The organism is Terriglobus albidus (assembly GCF_008000815.1).
Classification (GTDB): domain Bacteria; phylum Acidobacteriota; class Terriglobia; order Terriglobales; family Acidobacteriaceae; genus Terriglobus; species Terriglobus albidus_A.
This window is the reverse complement of the sequence record NZ_CP042806.1, coordinates 4,458,687-4,472,667: the sequence shown is the minus strand read 5'-3', so window position 1 is coordinate 4,472,667 and position 13,981 is coordinate 4,458,687. Positions and strand designations below refer to the sequence as shown.

16 protein-coding genes are annotated in these 13,981 nt (G+C 60.5%); 15 read left to right on the top strand and 1 reads right to left on the bottom strand.

Annotated features, from left to right (window positions below):
- Nucleotides 1–4 precede the first annotated feature (4 nt).
- From FTW19_RS17755 to FTW19_RS17685, 15 genes are all read left to right on the top strand, one after another.
- The gene (locus FTW19_RS17755; protein ID WP_147648878.1) at nucleotides 5–442 is read left to right on the top strand and encodes a phage tail protein; all 438 of its coding nucleotides are present in this window, start codon (nucleotides 5–7) and stop codon (nucleotides 440–442) included.
- Nucleotides 442–804, top strand: a complete 363-nt coding sequence (locus tag FTW19_RS17750) for a hypothetical protein (protein WP_222705475.1) — start codon at nucleotides 442–444, stop codon at nucleotides 802–804. The genes FTW19_RS17755 and FTW19_RS17750 overlap by 1 nt, the downstream gene beginning before the upstream one ends.
- Nucleotides 801–971 (top strand): DUF6760 family protein, encoded by a 171-nt coding sequence (locus FTW19_RS25875; RefSeq protein WP_187143042.1) that lies wholly within the window; start codon nucleotides 801–803, stop codon nucleotides 969–971. Before FTW19_RS17750 ends, FTW19_RS25875 begins: the two co-directional genes overlap by 4 nt.
- Nucleotides 971–1,516, top strand: coding sequence for a phage tail protein (locus FTW19_RS17745; protein ID WP_222705474.1), 546 nt, complete (start codon nucleotides 971–973; stop codon nucleotides 1,514–1,516). The genes FTW19_RS25875 and FTW19_RS17745 overlap by 1 nt, the downstream gene beginning before the upstream one ends.
- Before the next feature lie 32 nt (nucleotides 1,517–1,548).
- The gene (locus FTW19_RS25870; RefSeq protein WP_187143041.1) at nucleotides 1,549–3,030 is read left to right on the top strand and encodes a hypothetical protein; all 1,482 of its coding nucleotides are present in this window, start codon (nucleotides 1,549–1,551) and stop codon (nucleotides 3,028–3,030) included.
- The gene (locus FTW19_RS17730) at nucleotides 3,021–3,809 is read left to right on the top strand and encodes a LysM peptidoglycan-binding domain-containing protein (protein ID WP_147648870.1); all 789 of its coding nucleotides are present in this window, start codon (nucleotides 3,021–3,023) and stop codon (nucleotides 3,807–3,809) included. Before FTW19_RS25870 ends, FTW19_RS17730 begins: the two co-directional genes overlap by 10 nt.
- Before the next feature lie 22 nt (nucleotides 3,810–3,831).
- A complete protein-coding gene (locus FTW19_RS17725) occupies nucleotides 3,832–4,884 on the top strand; it encodes a phage late control D family protein (protein ID WP_187143040.1) in 1,053 nt (350 codons plus the stop codon).
- Nucleotides 4,881–5,519, top strand: coding sequence for a phage baseplate assembly protein V (locus FTW19_RS17720; RefSeq protein ID WP_222705473.1), 639 nt, complete (start codon nucleotides 4,881–4,883; stop codon nucleotides 5,517–5,519). The genes FTW19_RS17725 and FTW19_RS17720 overlap by 4 nt, the downstream gene beginning before the upstream one ends.
- A gap of 40 nt (nucleotides 5,520–5,559) precedes the next feature.
- On the top strand, nucleotides 5,560–5,958 hold the full coding sequence (locus tag FTW19_RS17715) for a PAAR domain-containing protein (protein WP_147648866.1): 399 nt from the start codon (nucleotides 5,560–5,562) through the stop codon (nucleotides 5,956–5,958).
- Between the two features lie 9 nt (nucleotides 5,959–5,967).
- A complete protein-coding gene (locus FTW19_RS17710; protein WP_147648864.1) occupies nucleotides 5,968–6,357 on the top strand; it encodes a GPW/gp25 family protein in 390 nt (129 codons plus the stop codon).
- Nucleotides 6,354–9,314: a putative baseplate assembly protein gene (locus FTW19_RS17705; protein ID WP_147648862.1), complete on the top strand. Its 2,961-nt coding sequence runs from the start codon at nucleotides 6,354–6,356 to the stop codon at nucleotides 9,312–9,314. Before FTW19_RS17710 ends, FTW19_RS17705 begins: the two co-directional genes overlap by 4 nt.
- 14 nt (nucleotides 9,315–9,328) lie before the next feature.
- Nucleotides 9,329–10,306: a hypothetical protein gene (locus FTW19_RS17700; RefSeq protein WP_147648860.1), complete on the top strand. Its 978-nt coding sequence runs from the start codon at nucleotides 9,329–9,331 to the stop codon at nucleotides 10,304–10,306.
- Entirely contained in the window at nucleotides 10,303–10,935 is a 633-nt protein-coding gene (locus FTW19_RS17695; protein ID WP_147648858.1) for a phage tail protein, read from the top strand. Before FTW19_RS17700 ends, FTW19_RS17695 begins: the two co-directional genes overlap by 4 nt.
- 3 nt (nucleotides 10,936–10,938) lie before the next feature.
- Complete coding sequence (locus tag FTW19_RS17690) at nucleotides 10,939–11,937, top strand: hypothetical protein (RefSeq protein ID WP_147648856.1); 999 nt, start codon at nucleotides 10,939–10,941, stop codon at nucleotides 11,935–11,937.
- A 347-nt stretch (nucleotides 11,938–12,284) separates the two neighbouring features.
- Nucleotides 12,285–12,755: a carboxypeptidase-like regulatory domain-containing protein gene (locus FTW19_RS17685; protein WP_147648854.1), complete on the top strand. Its 471-nt coding sequence runs from the start codon at nucleotides 12,285–12,287 to the stop codon at nucleotides 12,753–12,755.
- Nucleotides 12,756–12,834: 79 nt separating this feature from the next.
- Here FTW19_RS17685 and FTW19_RS17680 read toward each other — a convergent pair whose 3' ends face one another.
- On the bottom strand, nucleotides 12,835–13,677 hold the full coding sequence (locus FTW19_RS17680) for an RICIN domain-containing protein (RefSeq protein ID WP_147648852.1): 843 nt from the start codon (nucleotides 13,675–13,677) through the stop codon (nucleotides 12,835–12,837).
- Between the last annotated feature and the right edge of the window lie 304 nt (nucleotides 13,678–13,981).

The window sequence follows — 13,981 nt, the reverse complement described above, 5'->3', positions numbered from 1 at the left end:
AACTATGCCTTCCTCTGATGATCGCAAAGCACCGTATCACGCGTTTCACTTCGTGATTGAGATCGACGGCATCCAGCGCGGTGGATTTCGCGAATGCACTGGCCTTGATTCCAGCAACACCGTCATTCCCTACCGCGAGGGCAACGATCCACTTACGCCGCGCAAGCTGGTTGGTTTGCAGAACTACAACAACATCACGTTGAAATGGGGTTCCTCTGACGATAGGGAGCTTTGGAACTGGCGCAAGAAGGTCGTCGATGGCAAGACCGAACGCAAGAATGGTTCCGTCGTGCTGCTGGATGAAGCTGGCCAGGAGAAGGTCCGATGGAACTTCAAGATGGGCTGGCCCACCTCCTGGACAGGTCCGGCGCTGACCGCCACGGCGACCGATGTGGCCATTGAATCGCTTGTCATTGCGCATGAGGGAGTGGATCGGCCGTGATGACGACGGAATTTCCGTTCCGCCTGCCCATTGGCGCTCCCGATGCCGAGGGAAACCTGCATCGCGACGGCGTGATGCGGCTGGCAACTGCCTACGACGAGATCGCGCCCATGAAAGACCCACGCGTGCAGAGCAACAGCGGCTATCTCATTCTGATCCTGCTCTCACGCGTCGTCACCCAGTTGGGCGAGCTGACGCACATCAACCCCAAGGTGATGGAGAACCTCTTCGCTGCCGACCTGGCGTACCTGCAGGACTTCTACCGACGCATCAACAGCACCGGCCACTCCAGGGTGGGCGTGGCCTGCCCGCACTGCTCGACACACTTTGAGGTAGAGGTTGGCCGGTTGGGGGAAGCATGAGCTACCCTCCGGAGCAGCTTCGCGGAGAGGTAGCGTACCTGGCTTATTACTTTCACTGGCCCTTTGACCAGATCATGGGCATGGATCACTTCGAACGCAGGCGCTGGGTGCAGGAAGTGTCCCAGATGAACGAACGCTTGAACGGAACGCAGGAGCGAGGATACTGATGGGCAACTTCGGTACAGCGATGGCACGCGTTGGAACGGCAATGAGCATCGCTGGCAGCCTTGGACTGGGCAATCGAGTCGATCCCGCCATGGCACATCATTTCGAAGTCGAGATTGATGGACTGCTGGTGGGTGGATTCACGGAGGTGTCCGGCCTGGACGTCGAACTCAAGACCTTTCCGGTGCCCGAAGGCGGCCAGAACGACTTTGAGGAGGTCCGCACAAGCGGAGTGAAGCACTCACGTCTTGTGTTGAAGCGAGGCCTGACAACGGCAGACATGCTGTGGCAATGGCACGCCGACGCGATGCAGGGCAAGATCGAGCGGCGCAACGGATCGATCGTGCTGATGACAAGCAACCTGCTCGAAATGTGGCGTTGGAATTTCCGGGATGCCTATCCGGTGAAATGGACCGGGCCGGCATTCAAGGCGGGAGAAGCTGCGGTCGCTTTCGAAAGCATCGAGCTGGTGCATCGCGGCATAAGCAAAGACTTGAATCTGACTGGCATGGCAATCGGCGGCGTCTCGGCGATCGCTTCTCTGTAACAGCAACGCAGCCACGCGGAAGGGAGGGTGCGATGGAGGGAATCTTGGAAGCGTGGGCGCGCGAGATGCTGGCGCGTTACGAACGTGCGCTCATGATCAAACGCGACGAGTTGTCTCAGCTGGCAGATATGCCAGGTGCCGCGGTTCGGCGGTTCGTGCGGGAGATTGAGAAGCGCTGGAGAACGGATGAGCCAGCCGACCAGGTTTGGAACGGCTCCATGAATACACGCAATACCGCTGCGCCGCGGCCGAGAGTCGTGCCTGGTGTGCCAATCGATCCCCGCTCCGGCGTCGCAGCCGGTGGCAACGTGCAAGAGACACCGCTGCCAGTGAACGCGGTCGTTGCATCTACAACGCGACACGAGGCAGAGATACCCGCGAGCGCGACAGTATCCGCACCCGGCACGGCACCAGGCACCGCTGAGACGAAGGGTGCCCAGCCGACAGCACCATCAAAGTCGCTAGAGCACCCTGTGCCGAAAACGGAGGATGATCCCCCGGATCTGACCGAAGACGAGGTTTCGCACATGTATGGCCAGAGCGCATGGGTACAGGGGTTGGAGCGCACCCACAACGCGCTGCTGGCTGGAGGCATGGGCGAGGCAGGGCAAACCTACAAACTGCTGACGGTCTTACCGGAGCGAAGAAAACCGCCCGCGCCGGCGGACTCGTCTTCGGCTGCGGGTGGAGGAGCGGGAGCCGCAACGCAGAAAACGGCAGCAGATACTCCCGCATCGCAGCCGGCCGCGGCCGTCGTCAAGGCTGACGCGCAACCCACAAAGCAGCAACCCATCTCCGCTGTCCACAAAAAGGACCGTGGGCACGCTGGAGCTGCGACGCACAACGCAGATGCAGCGGCAATGGCACACACGCAAAGCGCAAAGGCTGAGCAAGAGAAGAAAGAAGCGGAAGAGAAGAAAAAGGCTGAGGAGGAGAAGAAGAAGAAGGAGGAGAAAGAAGAGAAGGAGAAGCTTGAAGAGATGTATCATCAGTCCGCGGCCGCAGAGCATACTGAGGCCGTAACGGCAGCATTGCTGGCTGGTGGCATGGGGCAGATCCAGGAGCCGTACCCGCCGCTCAACGCTGAGCATCTCCGACGGTCCAACAAGCCCGATGGGCAGCCTGCCGCTTCCCCCGCGCAGGGAACACCGTCCGCACCCTTGGCAGGAACATCAGCGGCTCATGACACGGTCGGCGAGATTCCTGCGACGCGAGAGGCTGGGCCGGTGACCGTAGTGCGGGCAGCCGCGATCGGTGCGCCCGCGGCCCTGGCCAGGGTGGAACGGAGTGAAGGCGATGCACAGCATGCAAAGGAAAGTTCGCCGCAACGAGGTGAGTCCAGCGCACTGACCAGCAGCGCCGCGACAGCTCACGACGCTTCGAACACTGCGACAAAGGCCCTCGAAGCATTTCACGGGCTGGACCTGGACGAACTGGCGGAACAGGTGCTGCATCGGTTCGCGCGAACGATGGAACTGGAAGCGGAACGCCGGGGGGTAAGCGCATGGGAATAGGGAACCCAGTTACGGGATACATCGATCAGTCGATCAATAGCGACCTCGGTGACAAACCGACGGCCATTTCAAAGATGACGATCGTGGTGGAGAAAAAGGGTGACACTGGAAGCCCGAGATTTATCAAGGACAACAAGGGCTTCCAGGTAATGTTCAATCCCGCCAGCCTGGCGCACACAATGGCCGCAAAATGGGTGAACGGAACAGTTCCGCCTCCGTCGTTGAATGCGAAGTTTGCGCTGAACCAGTTCCAACATTGGTTACTGGACACTCTCACTTTCGATTTGCTGTTCGACACCACGGAACCGGTCACTGGCGACGATTCGGTGTCTGCCGACAAACTTCCCGAGGACGTACGAAAGTACACCTCGCGCGTGATCAACCTGGTACGGATGGACGTGGACCTGCACAGGCCGCCACTCTGTCAGCTCACGTGGGGTGAGGGATACCCCAACGGTAAAGTGCTGTTCGTCGGGCACGCGAGCAAGATCACTCAAACTCTCAGCTACTTCAGTTCCAATGGGAAACCCTTGCGGGCTACTCTTCGTTGCGAGTTTACCCAGTGGATACCGCCCACGCCGGACGGCAGCACCGAAGCGCACTCTGCCGATGTCAACAAGGTTTACGTGGTCAACCCCGGGGATACGCTCGCCAGCATCGCACGCGAAACCCTGCATGACGATGCCTTGTGGCGTCCGATCGCTGTCGCCAACCACATTACCGATCCGCTGGACCTGCGGCCGGGGCGCGTGCTGATGATCCCTACGGTGGACCGTTAACGCGATGGCAGCTTCCAGCGTAATGAACCTTGTCTCCGTTGTGACCGTGACCGTAGACGGCACGCCACTGCCCGGCGAGGCGGCGCAGGACCTGCTTAGCGTGCTTGTGCGTGAAGAGGTGCAGCACCCGGCTACGTTTTCGCTGAGCCTGATGAACTGGGGTGCGGATCCTGCGCGGCCGGGTATGAAGTGGAGTGACGACGAGCTGTTTGCGATAGGCAAGACACTGGAGATCAAGCTGGGCTACATGGATCAGACCGAGACGCTCATGACCGGAGAGATAACCGGCTCAGAGCTGGTGTGCGCGGCCGGCCAGGAGCCGCGCTTTGTGGTGCGGGGCTACGACCGAGGCCACCGGCTGATGCGCGGACGGAAAACACACTCGTTCACCCATATGACCGACAGTGACATCGTGGAGCAGATCGCAGGGCGGTATGGGCTGATCGTCGAGACCGAGCCAACCCGCGAGGTTTACCCCTATGTTCTGCAGAACAACCTGACGGACGCAGAGTTTCTGGAGACGCGAGCGCAACGCATCGGCTACGAGGTCTTTGTACGCGATCGCCGCCTGATCTTCCGCGCCAGAAAACATACAGCGGCAGAGAGCCTTACGCTCAACTATCCCGCAGACCTGCAGCAGATCAGCATCTACCGCTCGTCCATGCAGCAGGTCGGAGCCGTGGCCATGCGTTCGTGGGATGCCGCCAGCAAGAGAGCGCGCGTGGGCCAGAGTTCGAGCGACGACGAAAGCTCCACGATGAGCGGCAAGGCGCTTGGCATCGCGGCGGCCAGTTCGGCGTTTGGCGATGCGACATGGAATGGCGGCTCGCACCCGACATCCAGCCAGGCAGATGCCGACCAGGTTGCAAAGGCCAGGCTGCAGCGGATGGCACTTGACTACATACGAGCGGAAAGCGAGTTGAACGGCCGTACCGATCTGCGCGCGGGCATCACGGTGCACCTGGACGGACTTGGAAAGGCACACAGCGGTCTGTACTACATAACCTCTGCCACGCATCGCTACAGCCACAATGGTTACCGCACCAGCTTCGAAGCGAGAAGGAACGCAAATTGAGCCAGGGAACATTGCCCAACCTACTGTTGAACCGGCGCACCGCGCACCCGCTTGGGGTCGCGATGGCGCTGGTCACAGACAACAAGGACGCCGAGGGCTTGGGCCGCGTGAAGGTGAAGTTTCCGTGGCTTGATGAAAGCGACGAAAGCCACTGGGCGAGGATCGTGACGCCCATGGCCGGCAAAGATTGCGGCCTGTACCTGCTGCCAGAGGTGGGTGACGAGGTGCTCATCGCCTTCGAGCAGGGATCGGTCGATCATCCCTACGTGCTGGGGTCTCTGTGGAACGGCGTGGATAAGCCGCCGGACGCAAATGCCGACGGCAAAAACAACCATCGCTTTTTGAAGTCGCGCAGCGGCCACATGGTGCGCCTGGACGACACGGAAGGCGCGGAAAAGATCCAGATCATCGACAAGAGTGGGAAGAACAACATCACCATTGCAACCGCTGACAACAGCATCACCATCCACGCTGCCGGCAACGTGAAGGTCGAAGCCCAGGGCAAGCTGACGCTCACCGGGGCAGGCGTGGAGATCACTTCAACGGCTGCAGTGGCCATCAAGGCATCGCAGGACATCAACGTGACGGCGAGCGGACAGGCCAGCATCAAAGGCAGCCTGATCAACCTGAACTGAAGCGCAGACGATAGGCGTACTGATCAAGAAGAGGAGCGTCATGGGACAGCCCGCAGCAAAGCTTGGCGACAAGGTGGTGGCGGTGGATGTGCACATTGTTATGGTGCCCAGCGCGGCGGGGCCGGTACCGACGCCGCTGCCACACCCCTTCAGCGGACAGTTGCAGATCGGCCTGAGCCAGAACGTCCTCATTGGCGGGCTGCCGGCGGCTACGGTAGACAGCAAGGCGGTGAACACACCACCGCATCTCCCCATGCCGCCGGGTATCAGCTTTCAGGTGCCACCATCGAACCAGGCCAGCGTCCCAGCCGGCAGCGTGACGGTGCTGATCAACGGAAAGGGTGCCGTTCGCAACGGAGATACCGCCATGACCTGCAACGATCCCGCGGATATGCCTGCCGGTACCGTGATTGCGGCTGGTACGGTTCTGGCCGGATAGGAGAACACGATGAGCATCGACTTCCTCGGCGTCGGCTGGAGCTTTCCCGTGGAGATTGCGGACGGCGGCGTGCGTCTTACAGCGTATGAGAGCAGCGTGCGGCAGTCCATCTGGACGATTCTGAGCACTGCGCATGGTGAGCGGGTGATGCGACCGGATTTCGGCAGCGGCTTGAGTCAGCTGGTGTTCGCGCCCAACAACGCCGCGACCGCCAGCCTGGCCGCGTACGAGGTCAGGCTGGCGCTGGAGGTATGGGAGCGCCGCATCGAGTTGTTGGCGCTCGACGTGCGCCCCGCCAGCAATGGCGCGGTCCTCGAAATTCATCTTCTCTATCGGATTCTGCGAACAAACAGCCGTTACAACCTGGTGTACCCGTTCTATCTGCAGGGGCGCGCATGATGCCGGCCGCACCCGCAGTCGATCCGCGCAGTCGCGCCGACCTTATTGCGGAGGCGCACCGCCGCCTTGCGCAGGATATCCCCGGCTGGACGGCAGACCCGAGCCGTCGCGATGCCGCCGCGGGTCTGGTACAGGTCTTCGGCCGCTTTGCCGAACTTGTGGTCGAGCGCATCAATCGCGTTTCGGACCAGCATCGTGAGCTGTTCTTAGAGCAACTGGGAGTGACGGTGATGCCGCCGCAGCCGGCGCGCGTCCCGCTGACATTTAGCCCGGTCCCGGGTGCGACCATCGCGGCCGTGGTGCCGGCCGGCGTACAGGTGGCCTCTGCGCCGAGTCCGGGCGAGAGCAAACCTGTGATCTTTGAGACAGATCGCGAAGTGGTCGTGTCCACCGCGCAACTGGATCGCCTGATGGTGCAGGTGCCGGAGACCGACCGCTATACCGATCTGTCGTCGCTGCTTTCCGATCCCGCAGAGCAGCCCGTCCCGATATTTACCGGCAACTCGCCGATGGAGCATGCCTTTTGGGTCGGCGACACCGCCTTTTTCGGCAAGCAGGCGCTGCGGCAGCTTGTGCTCAGCTTCGACCTTGAAGAAGTCTTCTCCGCGACGCAGCCTGTCGTTGCATGGGAGATATGGAACGGCTCAGAGGCGCTGACGCTTACGCCCACAAGCGATGGCACCAACGCCATGACCCAGAGCGGTGATGTTGTCTTTCAGGACATGCCGGCATTTCCTGAAACTACAGTCGAAGGCGAGACAGCTTACTGGCTGCGCTGCCGGCTGCTGAGCCCTCTGGCCGCGGCGGTTCATGCCCGCTCCCTGACGCTGGAGCGCACGCTGAGCGGCGATGGTGTTCGTCTGGTTCAGGCGTCGTCGGGCAGCCGCACGCTCGAACTCGACAAGGACTTCTTCCCGTTCGGCGACCGGCCAAGGTTCGGCGACACGTTGTACCTGGCGCAGCCTGAACTGTTTGGCGTTGCGGCAACGCAGGTGAAGCTCCAGGTCCATGTGACCAATCCGGCCGTCGGCGAAGGAGATGTACCGGTGCCCCGCGTGAATGCGGCGGGTAATGCCAGGGTCGCGTGGGAGTTCTGGGACGGCGCGGTATGGCAGCTGCTGGGGATGATGACGACCTCGGCCGCTACTCCGGACTCCGGCAATGGCTTCAGCGACAGCACGCGTGCCTTTACCGCGTCAGGCGAGGTGACCTTTGTGGTGCCAGCTGAGCTTCGCGCATCGACCGTTGGCGGCGTGACAGCGCTTTGGCTGCGCGCCCGGCTGGCTGCGAACAGCTACGGCGAGGATGCTGGCTACGCTGTACGGGAGTCGAAACCCGGCGTGCCGGAGTACGTCTATCAACCCGCGACCGTATCCGCGCCGATTCTGCATAGCGTGCTTGGTAGCTATAGCCTGCACCAGGCAGCGTCGAGGTCGGCGACCGTGCTGGTAACGCATGCGTGGCAGACGGAAAATGTATCGGAAAGTCTGCGCACGCCCGGCAGCGGCGTCCTGTTGTTCCGGCGATCGGCAGAGGTTGAGCCGGCGCTCTACTGCGGCTTTCAATCCCTCCCGGGGCTTGGTCTGCCGACGCTGCCCATGACGCTTTACTTCGTCTTTGACAGCAGCCGCCAGCGCGCAGGGCAGCTCGCGGAAGGAACCTCGCAGCGCATCGCCTGGCAGTGCTGGAACGGTTCGGCGTGGCAGGACTTCGGTGTCGTGGATGAAACTGCTGCCTTCTCTTATTCCGGCGCGGTCACGCTGCTTGCACCGGCAGCCGCGCAGGCCAGCACCTTATTCGGGCTGCGGCGTCACTGGTTACGCGTGCCGTGGCGTGCGGGCGGTGCGGACCTTACGGCGGCTCTCCGTATGGTGCTGCTGAATACGGTGTCCGCCACGCAGGCCGTGACCAGCACACACGAGATCCTGGGCTCTGGGAACGCGCTGCCAGGGCAGCGAGTCAAGACGGCGCGCAGCCCCGTTCTACCAGGGGAGCGCCTGGAGGTTCGCGAACTCTCGCACTCCGTCAGCTCCGGGCGTGCCGAACATTGGGTACCGTACGAGCGCGTGCCAGATCTGCGCAGCTCGGGTCCGGAGGATCGGCATTACACGCTGGACCGCATCACGGGCGAAATCGTCTTTGGTGACGGAGTGCACGGCAGGCTGACACCGAGCGGCAGCAATAATCTGCGCATGGCGATCTACCGCACCGGTGGCGGGACCGCAGGCAATCGAGGTCGGCAGCGCATCGTGCAGATGAAGACTACGATCCCGTACGTGCGTTCCGTAACCAATATGGTGGAAGCCTCAGGCGGTGCGGACGCGGAATCACCAGGCGGACTGCTGGATCGGGCGCCACGTCAATTTCGACACAGGTGCCGCGCAGTCACAGTAGAGGACTATGCCGATCTAGCTCTGCTGGCCTCGCCAGCTGTGGCCCGTGCCCATTGCGTTCCAGGTGTGGACCTTGCTGCCGATGCAGGCGCACGGCAGGGGGCACCGGGCGTGGTGAGCATTCTGATCGTGCCTGGTAGCGTCGATCCTCGACCCCATCCGGATGCGGATCTACTGCACACCGTACAGACTTACCTGATGGAGCGGCAGAGTCCGACGGTGAGTCTGGTCGTGGTAGGGCCAGACTACCTTGCAATCGATGTAGCCATCGAGGTGGCGATAACCCGCCTGGACCGCATTGTGGAAACAGAATTCCTGCTTCGCAGCCGAGTGGCCGCGTTTTCCCATCCGCTTACGGGCGGCTTCGATGGCCAGGGATGGGAGTTCGGACGACAGCCGTACCGTTCGGACATTCTGGCGCTGGTGTCCACCGCGCCCGACGTGGACCACGTGCGCACCCTGGACATCACTCCAAGGGAACTTCGCGCTGGCGCGGCTCAAACCAGTCATTTCATCATTTGCCCAGGCGACATCACTGTCACTTTCACGCTGATTCCAGCCTAAAGAAAGGAGGTTCCGTGGCTTCACAGACGCAAACGCTGGACACATGGAGCTATCGCGAACTTGTCGATGAGGCAATCGGCCTGCTGCCCTCTGCCGCGCCCGAATGGACCAATCACAATGCAGCCGACCCAGGCATCACGCTGTTGGAATTACTGGCGTACTTCACGGAGATCCTGATCTTTCAGACGGGGCAGCTGACAGACGCGGATCGGCTTGGCTTTCTGCGGCTGATGCGTGGCGAATACGACGTGCCGGAGCTGGGTGGTGAGGCGCTGGAAGCGGCGCTGGCGGCGGCCGTTCTGCAACAACGCACCCCTGAACGGGCTGTGACCGCGCAGGATTTCGAGCTGCTGAGCTGCCGCGCCGACAAGCGGGTGGGACGTGCGATCTGTCGGCCGCAAGTCAACTTTGCAGAGAGCTCTGCGATGGCACGGATGGCGAGGCGTGTCGGGCATGTCAGCGTTGCGCTGCTGCCGGCGGAGGGTGTTGCGGAGACGGAAATGCCGGAAATCCTGAGGGTAGTAAGCGCCTTCTTAGACGAGCGGCGAATCTTGACGACGCGTGTCCATGTCACAGCGGCGCGCATCTCCAGCTTCACGATTCGCGTTCAGATCAGTGCGGTCAGCGGTGTTCCAGGCGAGTCCGCCGTGCAGGCGGGGCGTCGTGCCCTGCTTCGGTTCCTGGACCCGGTGCGTGGCGGTGTGGACGGCAAGGGTTGGCCAATGGGTCGCGCTGTCTTTATCTCCGATCTGTACCGTGTGCTGACATCGCAGCCCGAGATACGGCATGCCCAGCGTGAGGTCGAAGTGCCATCCGGCCGCGAGCTCGAGGAGCTTGTTCCGGACAACGGGGAACTCGATCGGCTCCAACGCAACCCGCGCGGAGAGTTGATCTCGTATGCGATGGAGCCGGATGAATTACCCGGCGACGTGACCATCTTGCTCACAGAATCGCCATCCGCCGCAGGTACCCCAGGCAGGTCCGTCCTATGACTGCACAGCCAGAGCGTTTTCTTCAGAACCTGCCGGAGATCTTTCACGACAATGCGCAACTGAACGCGTTTCTGCGGCCTCTCGAAGCCATGCTGCTAGGGGACACGGCTGCATTGCCCACGGAAGGGCCGGGTTTGCGGGAGATCATTCAAAGCCTGCCGCAAAAGATCGATCCGCACCGCACGCCCGACGAGTTTTTGCCGTGGCTGGCCGGTTGGCTTGCTGTGGTGTTACCCGACCATCTACCGAGCAACCGAGCACGCATGCTCATCGCCCGTGCCGGTCAGCTGTTTGCCTACCGAGGCACCCGGAAGGGATTGACGGAGCTACTGGAGATTGTGACGGGCGGGACGGCAATAGTCCGCGAGCCGGAGATTGTCACGCTGACTGTGGGCAGGCAGTCGGTGGTGGGCGTCAGCACCTATCTGGGACGCGATCTACCCTTTTACTTCGAGGTCACACTCACGCTGCCGGGGAAAAAAACAGCGGCAGCAGAGACGGAGCAATTGGAGGCTGGTCTGCAATCCATGATCGATCTTGCGAAACCAGCACACACCCGGTACAAGCTAGAGGTCACGTTTGTGCCCGAAACACCTTCGGCAGATTTGCCGAAGCAGATAGGAGCTTGAGGTATGCCACTTCGCGTACGCAGCGGCTCCCGGCCGAACTACTTCACCGGTCAGTTACTGGATCAGCAGGATTTTCAGGATGAACAGGCTTACCATCTTGCCCTGCAGAAAAACCACGGCGCAACGCTGCACACTCCTGGCATCCTTTCCGGGCTGGAACTGCTGCGAATCGACGATGTAACTGTGGCCATCACACCCGGTGCGGCGATCGATGCCAAGGGCAATTCACTGATGCTTCCGGCCGCGCAAAAACTCTCGCTTCAGCCTGCAAACGGCAACGCCACAAGCTTCGTCACACTCGCCTATGCTGAAGAGTTTCAGGAAAGTGATGCGGCCAAGGACAACGCAGGAAGTTACACGCGACATGCTGAACTCTGCGTAATCAGCGAAGCGATCGAGGCGCCGCGACTGGACAGCCCGGAACTGCTGCTTGGACGCGTGCAGTTTGCCGGCGGCCGGATCTCCGCAATCGACATCTCCGCCCGTCCGCTTGCCGGCGCACGCCTGGCTCCGGGCTCCGTTGGCGGTAACGAATTGGCAGCAGCCAGCGTCACGCTCGCGAAACTACGGCCAGAGCTGCGCAGCGGATGGGTCCGCATGGCATTCAAGCCAAGCAGCTTTGTGGAGCCCTCCAAGACGGCGCAGGACTTTTATGTTGGGGTGACCAAGACTTATTGCGACCAACGCGGCGCGAAGGGAACGATCTCGATCCCCGTGCCAATGATGGCTGATCGCCTGAAGACCTTCGTGATCGCGGGCGAGCGCAACGCGGCTGGAATTCAATTGGAATTGGATCGTTCCGGATGGGATGCGACGCGGAACAGCCATGAGAAAACGACGCTGCTTAGCGCTACGGTAGCGCCCGCAGCGCCCTTCTACCAGAGTTTCGCAATCAACAAGCAGCTTGATGCTGGCAACCACTGCATTGCCCTTTACGTGGAAGCCATAGGCGACTGTAGTATCTCGTTGATCGCGGCAGAGTTTGAGTTCTCGTTGAAGTAGCGACTCGTAGCTCAACAATATGAAACCAGACCAGGAGGTGCAAGTGGAGATCGTGTTCGGGTCACGGGGAGCATGCCACCAGACCCGCCGTTCCTGGCCGACTCCATCGCGATCATCAAGGTGGAAAAGAAAAAAGTGCTTTGGCCTTGGTTTGCTGTAGCCGGTGCCTTCTTGTTGCTTATCGCGGCCTGGTTTCTATGGCCGGTAAAGAACCACACTGACGGCGCTGGCTGTCCAGGGTACACCTCCGGTGCCACAAGCGAAGCTGCCAATCCATCTACTGGATGAGAATGGGATTCTCAAGATGGCAGGGCAGACCGATGCCAAGGGGATCGTGTCTTTTAAGAATGTACCCAACGGTTCGTACGCGCTGGAATTATCCGAATCCCACCGCCGCATCTATTCAAAGTATTAATTGGGGCGGCTCGAAGGAGGCAGAGACGATTGAGGTTACTTCGCCGTATGCGTGGTCGATCCGCGTTGGCAACTGCAATCAACCCGTCGCAAATGCCGCTGTTGAGGTTATGGGGAACAATCAGACACGAGAGGGAACAAGCGATGCGAACGGCTGGTTGAACTTTTACAATCTGCCACCGGGTAGCTATAGCGCCCGTAGCGCGAATGTCGCTGCCGCCCCTGTAGCGGCGGCAACAATCGATGGCACGCACGTCAATCAGCCTTCACAACTTGGCACCCGGATTCAACCGTGTCCCGGCTTCCTACCACCCATCATCTTCAAGCCGCTTCCCATTGTCCTGAAGGAATTCAAGCTGAAACAGAGTGTGAAGCTGAATAATTCAGGAACACAAAAGCCGTAGCAGATGGTACCAAGGACTTGGTAACAGCTCGTTCGATGACAGTATGAGGCCCAGGTAAGGCAATGTTCTTAAATCCCACCTACGGTGCGATGCGCCACGTGCGCGAGGGATCTGCATCGCAAGCGTATTGAACCGCTGTCATGTTCAGGGAGCTATCGCCTCCTGCGATGGTAAGGCAGAGGTTACTATGCAGGTTGACCAAACGGAATGTCTTTGCATCGATAGCGGCAAAACGCCAGCGGCGTGAAGGATCACCGTCGCAGGTGTATTGCACCGCCGGAGCATTTATATCCGCTCTGCCTCCAGCGATGGTCAGGCAAAGACCGCTTTTCCCGTTAATAATTTTTACGATGTCGCCGTCGATGATGGAAAATCGCCAGACCCGCGCCGCGTCTTTATCACAGACGAACTGAACAACCTGTTCGTTCAGGTTATTCGTACCGCCGGCAGGGCTTAGGCAGAGTGTGCTGTTGACATTCATAATGCTAGCTATGCCGGCTGGTGGTGTTAGCGGCGTCGGGACGGCAACCGGATCACTCGGGGAGGGAGCAGGAACAGCATGCTTAACTTCCTGAGGTGGAACGACTGGCTGGGTTGAAATCACCGTGTCATCTGGTACCTGCCTTCTGCTCTGCTCGGGCGCTCGTAGCAGCAACATCAGCGCGACCACCAGGCAAACAGCGGCCCCCGCCGTAATCCATTTCCATTTACTGCTTGAGGGCACTGTCAGCCGCACCACGGAGTCGGCCACAAAAGGTGGATCAGGTGGGTTGTGACCAGTGATACGGACTGTGTCGCCGTTCTTCAATCCCGGGGGAACATGCTCTGCCTGCACATGCGTCTGCGCTCCCTCCTTCGTGCGCAGCGTAAAGATAGAGACTGTTCCAGTCACCAGTTCCGAAACCACGCCTTCGAGGTTCATCACTCCGCTCCATTTATAACGATGCACCACACCGTGAATTTATCCACTAGGTCAATTGGTAACTCGCCCGGTTGCCGTTTATCGAATCCCGCGCATGCTTGGAGCGACATCGGCGGCGGGTGCCCAAGCCTCAGGAGCCTCGCCCACTGCCCAAGTTGAGTACCAATTTCCTGACTTCGGGGCTTCGTACGAATCGCTCCTTGCAGTCTCCTGGCTTTCCTATGTCACGTTACTTCTCGCATGCACGCATCTTACCTCAAGATGTAGCTCGATCGGTATTTGGCGTGATGTCTTTTTATGTGCA

What these genes read in the sequence shown, in the direction of transcription:
- FTW19_RS17715 (WP_147648866.1), top strand. Translation starts at nt 5,560, where the DNA reads ATGGGACAGCCCGCAGCAAAGCTTGGCGACAAGGTGGTGGCGGTGGAT.
- FTW19_RS17750 (WP_222705475.1), top strand. Translation starts at nt 442, where the DNA reads ATGACGACGGAATTTCCGTTCCGCCTGCCCATTGGCGCTCCCGATGCC.
- FTW19_RS17710 (WP_147648864.1), top strand. Translation starts at nt 5,968, where the DNA reads ATGAGCATCGACTTCCTCGGCGTCGGCTGGAGCTTTCCCGTGGAGATT.
- FTW19_RS17705 (WP_147648862.1), top strand. Translation starts at nt 6,354, where the DNA reads ATGATGCCGGCCGCACCCGCAGTCGATCCGCGCAGTCGCGCCGACCTT.
- FTW19_RS25870 (WP_187143041.1), top strand. Translation starts at nt 1,549, where the DNA reads ATGGAGGGAATCTTGGAAGCGTGGGCGCGCGAGATGCTGGCGCGTTAC.
- FTW19_RS25875 (WP_187143042.1), top strand. Translation starts at nt 801, where the DNA reads ATGAGCTACCCTCCGGAGCAGCTTCGCGGAGAGGTAGCGTACCTGGCT.
- FTW19_RS17690 (WP_147648856.1), top strand. Translation starts at nt 10,939, where the DNA reads ATGCCACTTCGCGTACGCAGCGGCTCCCGGCCGAACTACTTCACCGGT.
- FTW19_RS17695 (WP_147648858.1), top strand. Translation starts at nt 10,303, where the DNA reads ATGACTGCACAGCCAGAGCGTTTTCTTCAGAACCTGCCGGAGATCTTT.
- FTW19_RS17725 (WP_187143040.1), top strand. Translation starts at nt 3,832, where the DNA reads ATGAACCTTGTCTCCGTTGTGACCGTGACCGTAGACGGCACGCCACTG.
- FTW19_RS17745 (WP_222705474.1), top strand. Translation starts at nt 971, where the DNA reads ATGGGCAACTTCGGTACAGCGATGGCACGCGTTGGAACGGCAATGAGC.
- FTW19_RS17730 (WP_147648870.1), top strand. Translation starts at nt 3,021, where the DNA reads ATGGGAATAGGGAACCCAGTTACGGGATACATCGATCAGTCGATCAAT.
- FTW19_RS17755 (WP_147648878.1), top strand. Translation starts at nt 5, where the DNA reads ATGCCTTCCTCTGATGATCGCAAAGCACCGTATCACGCGTTTCACTTC.
- FTW19_RS17685 (WP_147648854.1), top strand. Translation starts at nt 12,285, where the DNA reads ATGTACCCAACGGTTCGTACGCGCTGGAATTATCCGAATCCCACCGCC.
- FTW19_RS17680 (WP_147648852.1), bottom strand. Translation starts at nt 13,677, where the DNA reads ATGAACCTCGAAGGCGTGGTTTCGGAACTGGTGACTGGAACAGTCTCT.